8 protein-coding genes, 1 tRNA gene and 1 rRNA gene (1 of these 10 cut by a window edge) are annotated in these 16,240 nt (G+C 55.6%); 4 read left to right on the plus strand and 6 right to left on the minus strand.

The genetic code is table 11. The features are described from left to right. The first annotated feature begins 34 nt into the window (after positions 1 to 34). The gene (locus XM38_RS05505; RefSeq protein ID WP_088429292.1) at positions 35 to 1,828 is read left to right on the plus strand and encodes a peptidoglycan D,D-transpeptidase FtsI family protein; all 1,794 of its coding nucleotides are present in this window, start codon (positions 35 to 37) and stop codon (positions 1,826 to 1,828) included. Here XM38_RS05505 and gmk read toward each other — a convergent pair. Both gmk and XM38_RS05515 read right to left on the minus strand, forming a co-directional pair. Further along, positions 1,812 to 2,453, minus strand: coding sequence for a guanylate kinase (gmk, locus tag XM38_RS05510; RefSeq protein ID WP_080806149.1), 642 nt, complete (start codon positions 2,451 to 2,453; stop codon positions 1,812 to 1,814). The two genes, XM38_RS05505 and gmk, sit on opposite strands and share 17 nt — an antisense overlap. 21 nt (positions 2,454 to 2,474) lie before the next feature. Continuing rightward, complete coding sequence (locus XM38_RS05515; protein WP_080806147.1) at positions 2,475 to 3,209, minus strand: phycocyanobilin:ferredoxin oxidoreductase; 735 nt, start codon at positions 3,207 to 3,209, stop codon at positions 2,475 to 2,477. A gap of 192 nt (positions 3,210 to 3,401) precedes the next feature. Here XM38_RS05515 and XM38_RS05520 point away from each other — a divergent pair, with 192 nt between their 5' ends. Then, positions 3,402 to 5,372, plus strand: a complete 1,971-nt coding sequence (locus tag XM38_RS05520) for a tetratricopeptide repeat protein (RefSeq protein WP_137455016.1) — start codon at positions 3,402 to 3,404, stop codon at positions 5,370 to 5,372. A gap of 308 nt (positions 5,373 to 5,680) precedes the next feature. Here the strand turns inward: XM38_RS05520 and XM38_RS05525 are convergent, their stop codons facing one another. Next, positions 5,681 to 7,435: a choice-of-anchor I family protein gene (locus XM38_RS05525; protein WP_088431534.1), complete on the minus strand. Its 1,755-nt coding sequence runs from the start codon at positions 7,433 to 7,435 to the stop codon at positions 5,681 to 5,683. A 680-nt stretch (positions 7,436 to 8,115) separates the two neighbouring features. On the opposite strand from XM38_RS05525, the gene XM38_RS05530 reads away from it, so the two are divergent. Beyond that, positions 8,116 to 10,758 (plus strand): DEAD/DEAH box helicase, encoded by a 2,643-nt coding sequence (locus tag XM38_RS05530; protein ID WP_080806226.1) that lies wholly within the window; start codon positions 8,116 to 8,118, stop codon positions 10,756 to 10,758. An 88-nt stretch (positions 10,759 to 10,846) separates the two neighbouring features. Here XM38_RS05530 and XM38_RS05535 read toward each other — a convergent pair. The 3 genes from XM38_RS05535 to glyQ form a co-directional block, all read right to left on the minus strand. Further along, a tRNA-Ser gene (locus tag XM38_RS05535) sits at positions 10,847 to 10,933 on the minus strand. A gap of 66 nt (positions 10,934 to 10,999) precedes the next feature. After that, complete coding sequence (locus XM38_RS05540) at positions 11,000 to 13,261, minus strand: ComEC/Rec2 family competence protein (protein ID WP_080806141.1); 2,262 nt, start codon at positions 13,259 to 13,261, stop codon at positions 11,000 to 11,002. A gap of 309 nt (positions 13,262 to 13,570) precedes the next feature. Next, the gene (gene glyQ, locus XM38_RS05550) at positions 13,571 to 14,458 is read right to left on the minus strand and encodes a glycine--tRNA ligase subunit alpha (RefSeq protein ID WP_080806139.1); all 888 of its coding nucleotides are present in this window, start codon (positions 14,456 to 14,458) and stop codon (positions 13,571 to 13,573) included. Between the two features lie 527 nt (positions 14,459 to 14,985). Between glyQ and XM38_RS05555 the strand changes: the two genes are divergently transcribed. Beyond that, positions 14,986 to 16,240, plus strand: a 16S ribosomal RNA gene (locus XM38_RS05555) (it continues 236 nt past the right edge of the window).

Below are 16,240 nucleotides of genomic sequence, written 5' to 3' on the forward strand. Positions count from 1 at the left end.
TATTCTACAGTGATCTCTTATCGACTCATCGGCAATGGCCCATCGACAGCTGGCTAGACTGACGTCACTGGCTACCCAGCGTCAGCGAGGCTTTCATCCCCGGCAAAGGTCCTTGGCGTCTACCCCGAGGCTAAGAAGCCGTCGCCACAGACGGCAGTCTCCCGCCGCTCCTCGCTGGCGCCTCACCCTGGTTTGGGCCAGTCTCGTCGTTGCCATGGTGGGTATTGGGGCTCGTCTAATCTATGTGCAGATTCACCAGGGGGATTCACTGCGGCAACGGGCGCAGCAACAGCAGAAAAGCTCCCCCACTCCTCGAGCATTAAGGCATCCAATCGTTGATCGGCGAGGGAATTTACTGGCCGTTGATCAGATCGTGTATACCCTCTATAGTCATCCGGCTCTGTTTAAGCAGTCTTATCATCAAGTGGCGACGGCTTTGGCACCATTGCTAGAAACCAGCCCGGCCCAGCTGCAGGAAACTTTCGGGCAACAGTCAACTGGGATCAAGTTAGCTGATGAGTTATCTCCGGAGAGACGCGATCGCATCCAGGCGTTGCAAGTGGATGGCCTCGAACTCATTCCTCAGGTGCAACGGGTATATCCCCAAGAGGAGCTCTTCGCTCAAGTAGTAGGCTTCATCAACGCCGAGGGAGAGGCCCAAACTGGTCTAGAAGTAGCTCTAGAGGAGCGCCTAGCCATTCCCCCTAATCCGGCCTCTCCCCAATCATCGTCACTGCGGTTGCAACTCACCCTAGATAGCCAACTACAACGAATAGCCCAGCAGGAACTACAACGTACCCTGCGACAATATGGAGCGAGACGCGGCACAGTCATGGTCATGGACGCTCAAGACGGCACCCTCCTAGCCATGGCAGTAGCCCCCACCTATGACCCAAATCGCTACTACGAAGCCGACCTAGACACCTTACGCAACTGGGCCGTGAGCGATCTCTATGAGCCCGGGTCCACCTTTAAGCCCATCACCATGGCCATAGCCCTGGAAGCTGGGGCGGTCCAGCCCGGGGATACCCTCTACGACGAAGGCCAACTGATCTTAGGCGAATGGACCATCCGTAACTTCGACTATGCTGCCCTTGGCGGCCACGGCACCTTAACCCTGACAGAAATCCTGAAATATTCCAGCAATGTTGGCATGGTGCACCTGATGCAACGGCTGCAGCCTGCCACCTATTACCACTGGTTGCAGCGACTCGATTTGCTCAATCCTACTGGTATTGAGCTGCCTGCCGAGGCCACGGCTCAATTGCCCTCTCGGGAGCAATTTCTCCAAAGCTCGGTAGAGCGGGCCACCGTTGCCTTTGGTCAGGGATTAGCCCTCACCCCCATCCAACTCCTACGTCTACATGGAGCCCTGGCCAATGGCGGTAAGTTGGTTACTCCCCATGTGGTCAGAGGATTAGTCGATGCCTCCGGCGAGCTCCAGTGGCAGCCCCAACGCCTGGTACCCCAGCACCTCTTCTCCAGTGATACCACCCAGCAAGTCATCGCCATGATGGAAACTGTTGTGGACTCGGGCACCGGCCAAGTTGCCCAAATCAATGGCTATCAAATTGCTGGCAAGACTGGCACAGCTCAGAAGGTAACTACCGGGGGGCGCTACGGCACTGGCCGCATCACTAGTTTTGTGGCTATTGCTCCAGCGGAGGCCCCTCGCTACGTAGTCCTCGCCGTCATTGATGAACCCTGGGGGGAAAACGCCTATGGTTCTACTGTGGCGGCCCCCTTAGTCAAGACAGTGATGGAACCGCTGCTGGTGATGACCGGAGTGGCACCCTCCAACCCAGAAGCCATCAATGGGGTGGAGTAGCCTGTAAACGCTCAAACAAGCAGGATTCTAGCCGCTCTAGGGCAACCTCTAGATCATCATTGACAATCTGAAGATCGAATTCAGCTGCCGCCTCGATTTCTACCTGAGCCCGCTGTAGTCGTCGAGTAATGGCAGCTTCATCGTCTTGTCCCCGCTGACGAATTCGGTGCTCTAGCTCCTCCAGGGAGGGAGGCAAGATGAAAATTTGCCAGGCCCCTGGGAAGCGCTGACGGATCTGACGGGCCCCGTCTAATTCAATCTCCAACACGACCCAATGGCCTGCTTGCACTGGTACCGTCACAGACTGGACCGGTGTGCCGTAGTAGTTGCCAGCAAATTCTGCCCACTCTAGCAGATCGCCTTGGCGGATCATCTGTTCGAAGTCTGCCCGTTCCACAAAATAGTAATGCTGACCGTGGACCTCTCCTGGTCGTGGGGCTCGAGTCGTCGCCGATACCGATAGATGTAGCTCTGGATGCTTCTCTAGTAAGGCCCTCAGCAGGGTGCCCTTGCCTACGCCACTAGGGCCCGTGAACACGATCAACTGTCCAGGAGAGGTCGATAGAACTGGGGGCGAATTGTCCCCATGGGTAGGATTGGCAATGGAGGAAGGACGATGAGTCATGGGTATCGTGCGGATTGTAAATCACCTCTCAGGCAAATCAAAGAGCACCGTGGTCATATAGCGTTCTGCCCAGTCTTCACCGAAGGCTTTTTCGAGTACCCGCCGGGTTTTATCATTTTGCCGCTGTTGTTGGCAGTAACGCTGCTGTCCGGCCAGGATGATATCCTCTCGGTCTGGAGTAGCAGGGGTGGCAACCGCTTGGCGACAATGAATTTGCAGATAGGCCTGCACTCGCTCTAGAAATTGGGTCTCTTCGATGGCATTGTTGGGACGAATGAACAGGCAAAAGGGCGAAAAAATATCCCCCCAGGGCGGCAGCGATCGCATCTGGGCAAACTCAGGTGCCGGTAACGCTGCCAAGGCTGCTCGATAGCCAGAAGGCAACTGGTGATCTGCCCGCACCGGTGACAGATCGACAATGGCCGCACTAATTTGCCCGCGCCCCCCGACTAAATCACAGCCAAACATGGGCAGATCATAGCTGGGCCGAGGGAACATAACACAGTGCAAAATATCGAGGGATTGGCCCACTCGAGCCAATTCCAGATGCAATTTCCGAAACTGTGGGGTCTGATAGCAGCGATTTTCAATCACCAGAGTTTCCCCTTCCAACCGCCCCTCCACATAACCAAGCTCCTCTGGCAGTTGGTAGGGAGAGAGAGCTAATGTCTGGGTCCAGACCCTTTCAATGGCATCAGCCAAGCGACGGATCAAAGCATGTTGCTGATGACGAATCGAGGGAGCAGCAGTAGCCATGGCACTTAGATACAAAGATAGACCACCAGCATATCAGCTCACTGTTGTCATGCTAAGAGCAAGTGCCGAGAGTAAGCCAACCATAAACAGAGCAACTCGATTTCGGCACATTTATGGAGCCCCCAGGAAAAAGTATGATGAAGTCTCTAGAAACAGGTTAGAAGAGAGCAGGACAACGAACGCTAGGCGATTGTGATATCTCTGAACTCGCGCACTATTTTGGGCCTCAATCAAGAGGCGTATCAAAAACTGCGATTAACTCTGAGTTTAAATCTGCGCCGTCAAATTTTGATGGCCATTTGTGATGACTACACGTTGCAGCGACGACTAGCGGCTCAGTTAGAGACAGATTTGCCATCTCTACCAGCAGCTGATAATTCTGTCGAGCTGGTGTCCATACAGCTTTCTCCGAGATCTCCTGATCTGCCCCGCCAGATTTGGATGTGGCTTAAGGCTCAACGGGCCGCCTCCTCTCAAACTTCCCTGCCCCATCTGCAGATATTGGGTATTGAGCAACTGACCCGTCAGCCCGCCAGTGCCCAGCAGCAATTTCTAGCCACCCTGCGACACCTGGAGCGGCTCTTGCCCCACCTCGAGAGCACTGTGATCATCTGGCTCACCCGCCCCTGGGCTCGTAAAATTCAACAATCTGTGCCACGGGTCTGGCAGTGCCGTAGCGGCTTATTCGAATTTGTGGCTGAACCCATTCCCCTGGCTACGCCCCAAGCCCTGGGGGGGGAGCCCTCTAAGCCCCATGCCGCCGCAAAACCTACTGCTAATCCAGACGAGGCCGATGTCTGGACCATGCTGACGGAGGATCTGGCCCAGCTAGATGCCGAATCCTCGGCTGCCGCTTCAACGCTAGGTCTCCAGATACCAGAGGCTGCTCCCAGCTCATCTCTCCCTGCTGCAGATATTTTGACTGATGCACCGTTGCAGGGCCTAGAACAAATTGAACAGCACTTTCTCGTTCAAGATGCCTCTCCTCAACAAGCGGCTCGCACCTATCTGCACCTGGGACAGGGATGGCGCGATCGCATCGAAGCTGGTGAGGGCTCTGCGGTACTGCTAACCGCAGCCATGATGGCCTATGAGCGCGCCTTACCTGGTCTCTCCTCAGAGCTATCTGAATGGGCTGACGCCCTTAACGATCTGGGTAGTCTGTACTGGCTGCAGGCCCAGCAGACGGTGAGTCCCACGGATCAGCTATCTTGGCTACACCGTAGTGTTGAAACCTATGAACAAGTATTAGGCACTCAGGATTTTCCTGGGGCCAGCGATACTCTGCTGCGGGTGAACCAAAACCTAGGGGCCGTCTATTGCCTCCTGGCCAACTATCAAGATCCAGCCAGCAACCTATACCGGGCTATCCAGGCCTATCATCGGGCCCTGCAACAGCGGCCTATGGAGGCTGCCCCAGCAGACTACGGCGCCCTACAAAATACCCTAGGGGCCGTATATTGGCGCTTGGCTCAGCATCAGGCTGCCCCGGACAACCTACACCAGGCCATCACTGCTTATACCGAAGCATTGAAACATCAATCGCCCCGCACCGCTCCCCTGGACTATGCCATGGTGCAGACTAATTTAGGTATTGCCTACTGGAGTTTGGCCCAATACGAGCGGCCTGTGGTGCTCTTAGAATATGCCATCGACGCCTATCGGTCGGCCCTAGCCTTTCGGACCCCCACCACCGATTTAATTGGCTACGCGGCTACCCAAAATAATCTGGGCACCACCTATTGGGATTTAGCCCGATACCAGAAGCATCTCTCTGAGGCTCAAATCGATTTGTGGCAACGGTCTCTAGAGGCCTATGAGCAGGCTATTACCGCCGCCCAGCAACTACAGCAACAAGGAGGGCCTGCTCTCAATTTCGATCTTTGGGCCACTTATCACAGTGCTGGCGTTGTCCATGATCAGTTGGCTCTCTATGGTCCCCAGACCGCCGGTAGTTGCCAAGGCCACTTACAGCAGGCATTGCAGTACTTTCTGATGGCCTTAGCAGGGTGGCAAGGGGACCCAGACAGCTATGCCATGGCCCTTTCGGGCATCGTGCACAGTGTACGCCATCACTACGAGTTGCTCGGTATCGATGGCCAGCAGCAGGCGTTCTCTCAGATTCCGGCCCAGTATTTACCGGAGATTTTACCGCGGCTTTAGAGGAGAGGAGAGAGTGGGGGAGTGGGGAAAGCGGGGGAGTGGGAGAGTGGAGAGTGAAGAGTGGAGAGTGAAGAGTGGAGAGTGTAGGGCGTTGGCGTAGCCTGCCCGGAGGGCTTAGCCCGTGCGTAGGGCTGTGCCCGTGCGAAGCAGCAGAGTGAAGAGTGAAGAGTGAAGGGCTGTGGCCGTGCGTAGCAGCAGAGTGGGCGGGTGGATGAGTAGACGAGTGAGTGGGTAAAGGAGACAGGGAACAGAGTAGGGGCGCGGCAACCGCGCCCCATGCAGAAAACTCACGACATGCAGAAAGTAGCCTAGGCCTGGCGGCGCCGCTTCAGTCCCATCAGTCCCAGGGAACCGACAGCCAGTAAACCCGCCATTGAAGCTGGCTCAGGCACCTCTACCGAGTAGAGGGTAGTGGTGCCGCTGACCTCATTGGTGACTGCCAACAGGTCTTCGCCAGTGGGGCTATTGGCTGACGAGATGAACACTAGCCCTTCTGGTCCCAAATCACCAACCTCTTGGAAGTTAGTTTCATCAAAGTCCGTTAGGAAATCCCGGTCGTTGACGTAGGTGAGGAAGGTGGGGCTTTCGGGATTGGTGATGTCATACATCATGACGCCGCCGATGCGCTCGAGGCCGATGAAGGCAAAGGTACGACCGTTGATCTCGCCCACGGTAATGCCTTCCGGTTCGGGGCCCTTAGCATCGCTGCGGCTGTCGAAGTCGTTCTCGTCGTTGTCGGTGTTGAAGGCTTCTTGCGGCAAGACGCCTTGGGCAATCAGGTCAGCGATGATTTGCTCGAACTGGTCGCCGCTGTCGAAGACCAGGTTGCCCTCTTCATCGAAGATGGAGAAGGACCGTCCCCCAAAGACATGCAACTCTTCAATGAGGCCGTCGCCATCCATGTCACCGGTAGCGTTAGTAAAGTCAATTTCCCCCAGCTTGTCTGCTGCCAGTAGATCGGCCACGGTCTCCCCGGTGCTGGGATCAACTACTGTAGTCTCGGTGTCGGCGATGCCGTCGTTATTCAGGTCGAGGAGACCGTCTTCCAGTAAATCCTCTAGGTCAGTCTCTTCACTGAAGGCATCATAGTCGCGGGCATCCCCTTCGTTAGCGGTGACCACAAAGGTCTGACCGCCGGCTTCGTAGGTTGCGATCGCATCGGGCTGCCGCATACCTAGTACCGGTAGATTTTGGATATTAATGCCATCCTCATCGCTGGCATCCAGAGCATTACCAGGCAGGCTGTGATCCTTAAATCCAAGGGACACGATATCAGTGAATTCACCACTGGTCAGGTCTAAGATGCCCAAGGCATTGTTTTCCTGCAGGGACACATAGGCCTTGGTGGAATCTCCAGAGACGGCGATAAACTCAGGCTCTAAGTCCTGGGAGACACTGGCCCCAGGGCCAAAGATACGCACGCCCTGGGCCATCAGATCATCCTTTTGGCTATCGAAGGCATTGAAGTTCGCCGTTTTGACGTTGCCGTCGGTGAGGCCGAGAATATCCCCCGACACATTGATGATACTCACCGACCCTTCCGGATCCACCGTGTAATCATCGCTGGGTTCTCCCTCATTGGCCACCAACAGAGTCTTGCCATCGGGGGTAAAGGTGAGCATATCCGGTAGAGCACCCACCGTCAGGGTATTGAGTAGACTGCCATTGGTATCGAAAAATACGACACTGCCATTCTCTTGGGGATTGCTGGCCTCCACCGCCGCAGCGATGTAGTTGAACCCATTCAGAGAGTTGAAGGCCACACTGTTGACCCCACCGCCAAAGGAGCTGAGGTCGATAGTATTGACCTTTGCAGGATTGGTTGGATCGACGATGTCGAGGATATCAATGCTGTTGGCGTTAGCATTGGTCACGAACAGCCGGCTACTGCCATCATAGGCGGCGATTTCTGCCGCTCCTTCATCGAACAAACCAGTTTCAAAGGTACCTAGGGCCTTAAGTCGAGCCGCCTCAGCCGGAGCCGCCATTGCTCCCAGCAATAGGGCCGCTGGAGCCGCCACAGAAAGAAGTCTTTGCATGGTAATGATGCCTGTTAACGTCATTTTGCCGGTGCTAGTCATGTCGTTATTTTGCCGGTGCTAGTCATGTCGTTGCCTTCTGGTCAGTCTCCCATTTGGGTTTCCGTCTAAGAGGTCAATCACCAAGGAGTGTGATCCCCTCTGAGGTGTTCAGTAAGCAACGATTGATACCTAGTGGCATCCAGGTGATTTCACTGAGAAAACTATCGGTAGCCTATAAAGAGGCCGGAATTGTCGGGTTAACTCTCGGTTAAACCTGGAAACCTTCACGAAGGCTTCAAAATCTTTCCCTTACTCGCTCATCTGAACTTTGAATAAACAGTCCGTACGTTCCCAAACGTTACGGTTGCATGCCAAGGGGAAAGCCTTGCGCCAGAATATCCACTGACGCTGGCAAGGAGGGAATCACTCAGGCACCAGGAACAGACATCAGTGCCGATATCTGCAGGTGACCCTTGACAATAATGATGGCCACCGTTGCCGCATAGGCGGCATAGAGTTTATCGCCTGGGAAGCCACACACTAAAATGAGAGTGTATTGGGAGTGTCCTACTATAACTCTCCCAAGCCACGGGATTGTGTGCCAGATAGCTCCCCAGATAGCCCCCAGATAGCCCCGTAGTCTAGAGCGTTGATTGTTGCCGGTTGTTCTCGGCGATCCGGCCAACGCTAGCTACTTTTTTTACCGTTTCACGAACCCCTTAGTGCTTGACCTCGATCGACTATTCCCCTTTCCTTTAGATGACTTTCAGCGCCAAGCCATTGACGCCCTAGAGGCTAATCGCTCCGTCGTGGTCTGCGCCCCCACCGGTTCCGGCAAGACCCTAATCGGCGAATATGCCATTCATCGGGCTCTGGCCCATGGCAAGCGCGTCTTTTATACCACCCCGTTGAAAGCCCTCTCCAATCAAAAATTACGAGACTTCCGCCAGCAGTTTGGTTATGACACGGTGGGATTACTCACTGGCGATATCTCCATCAACCGAGAGGCTCCAGTGGTGGTGATGACCACCGAGATCTTTCGCAACATGCTCTATGGCACCCGCATCGGTGAAGTGGGCACCTCGCTGCAAGGGGTGGAGGCGGTGGTGCTAGATGAATGCCACTACATGAACGATCGGCAGCGGGGTACCGTCTGGGAAGAGGCCATTATTTATTGCCCGTTCCATATCCAGTTGGTGGCCCTGTCGGCCACAGTAGATAATAGTGGTCAACTGACTGATTGGCTGCAGCGGGTGCATGGGCCAACGGAGTTAATCTTTTCTGATTTTCGCCCGGTCCCTTTAGAGTTTCTCTACTGTTACGGCAAGGGTATTTTTCCCCTGCTGGACTCTAACCAACGGCGTCTGCATCCCAAGCTCAAGGCACGACGCAAGCCACCACGGGGAGCTCGTCGCTCCCGCCGTCGGGATAGCATTCAGCCCAGCTATGTGGTGAAGCAACTACAGCAGCGAGACATGCTGCCAGCCATTTATTTCATCTTCAGCCGCAAGGGCTGCGATCGGGCCGTGACCGAGATAGGAAGCCTATCGCTGGTGAATGAGGCGGAAGCCGTTGCCCTTAAAGGTCGCATCGATGACTTCTTGGCCTGGAACCCAGAGGCGGCTCGCAGCGGCCAAGTTGAGCCTCTCTATCGGGGCATTGCCGCCCACCATGCTGGGATCTTGCCCCTATGGAAGGGATTGGTGGAGGAGTTATTTCAGGCCGGGTTGATCAAGGTGGTGTTTGCCACGGAAACCCTGGCAGCGGGCATCAACATGCCAGCGCGAACCACGGTGATCTCTAGCCTCTCCAAGCGCACCGATAACGGTCATCGGCTGCTCAATCCCTCTGAGTTTTTGCAGATGGCAGGCCGGGCTGGGCGGCGGGGCATGGACCAGCGGGGCTATGTGGTAGCGGCGGAGACGCCCTTTGAAGGAGCCAAGGAAGCGGCGTTTCTAGCTACGGCGGGAGCCGATCCCCTGGTCAGTCAATTTACTCCCAGCTATGGCATGGTGCTTAATCTACTCCAGACCCACACCTTGCAGGAAGCCAAGGAATTGATTGAGCGTAGCTTTGGTCAGTATTTGGCCACACTACATCTAAGCCCGCAGCGGCAGGCGATTGAACGATTAGAGGCTGAGATCGCTCACCATGATGCCCAGTTAGCCACCATCGATGCCGATACCCTGAATGACTACGCCAAGCTCAAGGGGCGTCTCAAGGAAGAACGGCGTCTGCTGAAGATTCTGCAGCAGCAGGCCACAGAGACGCTGACGGCTAACTTAGCTGAGGCCCTGCAGTTTGCCATGGCTGGCAGTATTTTGTCCCTCAAGGGGCGCCATGTGCCTGTGGCTGAGCCTCTGCCTGCCACCCTGGTAATGAAGTTGTCAGGACCGGGGCAGTTTCCCTATCTGGTCTGCCTCAGCCACGACAACACCTGGTACGTGCTGACAGTCAGCGATGTGGTAGGGCTACATCCGGAGCTTCCTCGTCTGGAGGCAGTGGATACACTAGCTCCGCCGGCGGAATTACCGCCGAAGCCGGGCCAACGGCGCCAGGGCAATCAGGTCAGTGCGGCCATTGCCCGCCAGATTCCCACCCCGCCCCCCCTGGAGGATCTGGCGCCGGAGGTGAAAACCCAACAGGAACGTACGCAAGCGGTGGAGGCAGCTTTACAGGCGCACCCCGCCCATGTATACAATCCCAATGCCCTGCTGAAACGCCAGAAACAACGGCAGCGGTTGGACGCGGAACGATGCGATCGCATCGAAAAGTTGAGCCAATACAGCGGTCGCTACTGGCAGGAGTTCGTCAACCTGCTGGAGGTGCTGCAACACTTCGGCTGCCTGGATGGCACCCGACCCACCACCCTAGGGGAAATGGCCGCCGCCATCCGCGGCGACAACGAACTCTGGCTGGGATTAGCCCTGGCCTCCGGTGAGTTTGAGCGCCTATCTCCGGCAGAGCTAGCCACCGCCTGCGCTGCCCTGGTCACCGAAAACTCTCGCCCCGACAGTTGGACTCGATACGCCCCTTCTGCCGCGGTGGAATCGGCTCTGGAAGGGCTGCGGAGTGTGCGTCGGGAGCTATTCCAGCAGCAGCGCCGCCACCAGGTGGTGATGCCAGTCTGGATGGAATTTGAACTCATTGGCTTGGTGGAACAGTGGGCCAACCAACTCGAGTGGAGCGAACTCTGCGCCAATACCAGCCTGGACGAAGGGGATATTGTGCGGGTCCTGCGCCGCACCCTTGACTTTCTCGCCCAGATTCCCCATGTGCCCTACCTGTCTGACGACCTCCGTGATGCTGCCCGCGACGCCATCGCTACCATGGATCGCTATCCCATCAATGAAAGTGAAGGCTAGCCCAATGTGAGTTGGGAGTCATATTGCCCCGGATGAGCCAAAGCCTGCATCAGTCGCAGATACTGACTTGTTTAGGTATCGGGTTTAACGGAGAGGGAGGGATTCGAACCCTCGATGGGTGTGACCCCATAACGGATTTCGAGTCCGCCGCATTCAACCACTCTGCCACCTCTCCAGAGGGTATCTGACTTAGTTTACCGTCCTAGGTCAGGATTAGGCCAAGGGGGAGTAAAAACCATGGTTACTCCCACATGCCTGAGCGATGATGGGATGTTTGGTTATATCCCCAGAAGCCCTGACGGGGTGTCCATAATACGGCGCCATCGCTGCCAGTGCAAAATACGTCGATGCCACGACTTTGCAGCTGTTCGTGTACGGCTGCGGTGAGTCTAGGGCTGGAGGCAATGGCTACCTGGGGGTGAATTGCCTCTAACAGGTCTTCGGCCAGCGGCGTACCATCCCACCACAGGACTTGGCTGCGCAAGACTGATCCTGCCTGGGCTAGATGTTGCTGCAGCTGGGGGGCGAGATCCCAAACCATTAGCCAGGCATGGTCCTCGAGGCTAAAGCGAACGATAGTATTGTCGGTGCCCAATCGCTGTACGGCTAGAGGCCCAACGACGGTCTGGTGGCCAATGGGTAAGGCGATGGACTGCAGGGAGCCTTCCTGCCAGTCGTGTTCGCCGTAGAGGGTGTCTACGTGGAGGGCATCGGCAATCAGATGCCAGCCCTCCGCATAATCTTCAGGTGGAGCTAATGCGATCGCATCGTCCACTCGATTGATGCCAGCCTGACGCAAAAAAGGCAGCACCGTATAGCGGCTGGTACTGTTGCTGCCGCCGTTGATCAAAAGGGTTTGCTGGCGATTTTGCAGCACCAGTACCGGTTGATCACCTGCTGCCAGCACCGTAGCCTGTAGTTGAATAGTGCGCTGATAGGCCAGGGGCAACGCCACCAAGCCGACTGCCAAGAGGCCAATCAGCCAGAGCCGTTGCTGGCGGCGACGGCTTTGGGCTAACCCCAGTAATCCGTAGAGTCCCAGCATCTGGGCCAGGGAAATATGACCGACGGCAATGGAACTGGCTGGCAGTTGATTGACCCAGTCCACTAAGGCAATCAACCCAGCTGCTGGTAATTGCAATAGCGATGCGATCGCACCTCCCAACCCTGGCCATAGGGCTGCCACAAAGCCACTGCCGATGCCCCCCAGACTGATGATCGTGACCAGGGGCGTCGCTACCGCATTCAAGACAATAGCGTAGGTAGACAGCACATGAAAATAATGGAATTGCAATGGAATCGTCCATAGAAAAGCGGCCAGGGGCACCGCCAAGAGCCCAGCGATGCGGCTGGGCAGCCAGTCTAACCAATTCGCCAGCGGCCGGGCCGTGACAATTAACCCCAAGGTGGCCAGCACACTCAGCTGAAAGCCCACATCGTGGATCCAGATGGGCTTGTACAACAGCAATCCAGTGGCCGCCACCAGCAAGCAGCCCAGAGACTGCACCCGCCGTCCACTGATCAGACCCAGTAGGGCTCCCCCGCCCATGAGTACGGCTCGCCATACGCTAGCCTGCCCACCCGTGAGCAAGGCATAGCCCACCAGGGTGGCTCCACCTACCCCCGCCTGGAGAGCACGAGGTCGGGACTTCATCAGGGCCAACACCACCCCCAACACCAACGACACATGAAAGCCTGACGCCGCTAGGGTGTGGGCCATACCGACCCGGATAAAGCTATCCTGCAGAGGGTAAGGCAAATCAACAGCCCGTCGCCCCAAGGCCATGGCACTCACCAAGGCCCCCGTCTGCTCCGTCAAGGCCGTTGCCTGAGCCGTGATGATGCGCTCTCGTAATCGCCATAGGCGCCACAGGGGTTTCGTAGCGGTAGCGTCAAACTCGATATCACTGGCCGATAACCCTGCGAAACAGCCATGATCAGTTAGATAGCCCTCAAAATTAAACCCATTGGGATTCAGCGGCGGTTGAGGTCGATAGAGCCGTCCAGCCACCGTCACCACCTGGCCCGAGTACATCTCTGTGGCAGCTGGATCCTGAATGGTCACATAGAGGCAACCTCTAGCTGCCCGGCCTGTATGACTCAACTGCCCTGTGGCGTCTTGACCCCAGACTGACCGGGCTGCCAGCCAGAACTGAGTCTTACCACTGCGGGTTTGGCCAGGGGAGGCCTCCACCTGCCCCCGCACCACGGTCCCTTGGCGGCTATCCTGGTGGCCAAGCCAGGCGCTGACATCATCGTCGACCGCCACTGGCAGTCGCCATTGGTAATACCCCGATGCCAACACCATCACCAAGCCAGCAATGATCCAGACACGGCGGGTTGGTCCCCCTAGCCAGATCCGAGGGCCTAGACCGGCTAGAAAGGTAGCCAGGCTGCCGATTCCTAGCCATGTCCCAGGAACTGTTCCGATCTGATCTGTCAGCCACAACCCTACGATGTAGGCCAAACAAACGACAATACTAGCAGCTGCTCCTATGCCCATCGGTGCACCCTGAGTGTCTATGGCTATAGGAAGCCCAAGCTGCCCGCCTCTTTCCCATCAGAACTTTTCCCCCAGAATGGTGAAAATACTTGCTTTCCGGGAGACAGAGCTGGTTTAGTCGGTTACAAAGATTTATGGAGTTTCAACAGCGACAATCAAATTACCGTTGCTGCAGACGTTGACATTATCAGATAGCTAGCCCCAGTTTGATTCCTAGAACAGTGTGAATTACTAACAGGATCATCGCTGCACTGCCTAGGTATGCATGAGCGGTGCGCAGATCCCGTATTATTCTGGCTACATTTGAGCCTAGGCGGCCGCTACGCTTGATGGACTGAGCAGCGGAAATCCTAACGCTTCCCGTTGTTCTAAATACAACTGTGCTACCCGTCGTGCCAGCCCTCGCACCTGGCGAATGTACCGAGTCCGTTCTGTCACCGAAATCACTCCTCGGGCATCTAGCAGGTTAAAGGTGTGAGAGCACTTCAACACATACTCATAGCTGGGGATCACTAGCTTTCGCTCCATCAGCTGTTTTGCTTCCTTCTGGTAAAGATCGAATAAAGTAAACAACAATTCTGCACTGGAGGCATCGAAGTTATAGCTGGAGTGCTCAATCTCACTTTGTGTAAAGATATCGCCATAGGTAATGGTATCGTTCCAGCGGATAGATGCGATCGCATCTACCTCCTGCAAATACATCGTCAGTCGCTCTAGGCCATAGGTCAGCTCAATGGATACTGGATGGCAATCGAGACCGCCACACTGTTGGAAGTAAGTGAACTGGGTGATTTCCATCCCATCTAACCAGACTTCCCAACCCACGCCCCAGGCCCCAACTGCCGCATCTTCCCAGTTATCTTCTACGAACCGAACATCGTGGTCCTCCGGTCTGATGCCTAACGCCCGTAGGGATTCTATATAAGTCTCCTGAATCGTACTGGGTGATGGCTTGATCAACACCTGGTACTGGTAATAATGCTGATACCGATTCGGGTTCTCTCCGTAACGACCATCCGCTGGTCGCCGACAGGGTTCTACGTAGGCAACGGACCAGGGCTCAGGGCCTAAAGCTCGCAAAAACGTATGGGGACTCTTCGTACCTGCCCCCTTTTCCGTGTCATAGGGTTGCACAATCAAGCACCCCTGCTGGGCCCAAAATTCATGCAGTGTTGCAATTACTGACTGAAAATTCATAGTCTACTCCCCTCCCATCGGTGTCTCAGCCTGAATTGGCTAAACCTTCCCATCGACTAGCCTATCGCCTGTAGTCACCTCTAAGCTCCAAGAGTGCCTACAACCAGATAACCCGAGAATGGGTTATTACCCAATCGACCAGAAGGTATTGTGCCTGTGCCCTCAAGAAGACCCTGGCCCCCCATATATGGATAGCTTCTGGGAAGAATTACTCCAGATGGGCTGTAGTGCAGATGCCTGTTGAATCTAAGAAGCTGACTGAATGCCTTGCATAGAAGTGCTTTGAGAGTTCGAAGAAATTTCAATTAATTGAGGAGTTGACTAAAGGGGAAAGGTGTCGCTATAGTGATAAAGCGCTGAGGGAGGTAGGCGCTGCGGCGATGCCTCCCGAGGTAAGGACCTCGACAGTGAAATAGTTTGAGAGGAAGTCAGCCTCGTCAATGAATTAAATTGCTGGCATTGTAGCATAGGCTGCGGTGTGAGCAAAGACGGATAGAGAAAGAGCCGGTTATTAAGCGATAACCACCACAATGGAGAGTTTGATCCTGGCTCAGGATGAACGCTGGCGGCGTGCTTAACACATGCAAGTCGAACGGGCTCTTCGGAGCTAGTGGCGGACGGGTGAGTAACGCGTGAGGATCTGTCCTTAGGAGGGGGATAACATTGGGAAACTGATGCTAATACCCCATATGCCGAGAGGTGAAAGAGTGAATTCTGCCTGAGGGTGAGCTCGCGTCGGATTAGCTAGTTGGTGCGGTAATGGCGTACCAAGGCGACGATCCGTAGCTGGTCTGAGAGGATGATCAGCCACACTGGGACTGAGACACGGCCCAGACTCCTACGGGAGGCAGCAGTGGGGAATTTTCCGCAATGGGGGCAACCCTGACGGAGCAACGCCGCGTGCGGGAGGACGGCCCTAGGGTTGTAAACCGCTTTTCTCAGGGAAGAAGGACTGACGGTACCTGAGGAATAAGCCTCGGCTAACTCCGTGCCAGCAGCCGCGGTAAGACGGAGGAGGCAAGCGTTATCCGGAATTATTGGGCGTAAAGCGTCCGTAGGCGGCTAGTCAAGTCTGCTGTCAAAGTTCAGGGCTTAACTCTGAGTCGGCGGTGGAAACTGAGTAGCTAGAGAGCGGCAGGGGTAGAGGGAATTCCCAGTGTAGCGGTGAAATGCGTAGATATTGGGAAGAACACCAGTGGCGAAGGCGCTCTACTGGGCCGTTACTGACGCTGAGGGACGAAAGCTAGGGGAGCGAAAGGGATTAGATACCCCTGTAGTCCTAGCTGTAAACGATGGATACTAGGTGTTGGCCGTATCGACCCGGTCAGTACCGAAGCAAACGCGTTAAGTATCCCGCCTGGGGAGTACGCACGCAAGTGTGAAACTCAAAGGAATTGACGGGGGCCCGCACAAGCGGTGGAGTATGTGGTTTAATTCGATGCAACGCGAAGAACCTTACCAGGGCTTGACATCCCGCGAACCCTTCTGAAAGGAGGGGGTGCCTTCGGGAGCGCGGAGACAGGTGGTGCATGGCTGTCGTCAGCTCGTGTCGTGAGATGTTGGGTTAAGTCCCGCAACGAGCGCAACCCTCGTCCTTAGTTGCCATCATTGAGTTGGGCACTCTGGGGAGACTGCCGGGGACAACTCGGAGGAAGGTGGGGATGACGTCAAGTCATCATGCCCCTTACGTTCTGGGCTACACACGTACTACAATGCTTCGGACAGAGGGCAGCGAGCCTGCGAGGGTGAGCTAATCCCATAAACCGAGGCACAGTTCAGATT

The sequence above is a fragment of the Halomicronema hongdechloris C2206 genome (assembly GCF_002075285.3).
In the GTDB taxonomy this organism is placed as follows: Bacteria; Cyanobacteriota; Cyanobacteriia; order Phormidesmidales; family Phormidesmidaceae; genus Halomicronema_B; species Halomicronema_B hongdechloris.

Bases quoted from the DNA above. Each gene is read 5' to 3' on its own strand.
- gmk (WP_080806149.1), bottom strand. From the start codon at position 2,453: ATGACTCATCGTCCTTCCTCCATTGCCAATCCTACCCATGGGGACAAT.
- XM38_RS05540 (WP_080806141.1), bottom strand. From the start codon at position 13,261: ATGGGCATAGGAGCAGCTGCTAGTATTGTCGTTTGTTTGGCCTACATC.
- XM38_RS05505 (WP_088429292.1), top strand. From the start codon at position 35: ATGGCCCATCGACAGCTGGCTAGACTGACGTCACTGGCTACCCAGCGT.
- XM38_RS05525 (WP_088431534.1), bottom strand. From the start codon at position 7,435: ATGACGTTAACAGGCATCATTACCATGCAAAGACTTCTTTCTGTGGCG.
- XM38_RS05515 (WP_080806147.1), bottom strand. From the start codon at position 3,209: ATGGCTACTGCTGCTCCCTCGATTCGTCATCAGCAACATGCTTTGATC.
- glyQ (WP_080806139.1), bottom strand. From the start codon at position 14,458: ATGAATTTTCAGTCAGTAATTGCAACACTGCATGAATTTTGGGCCCAG.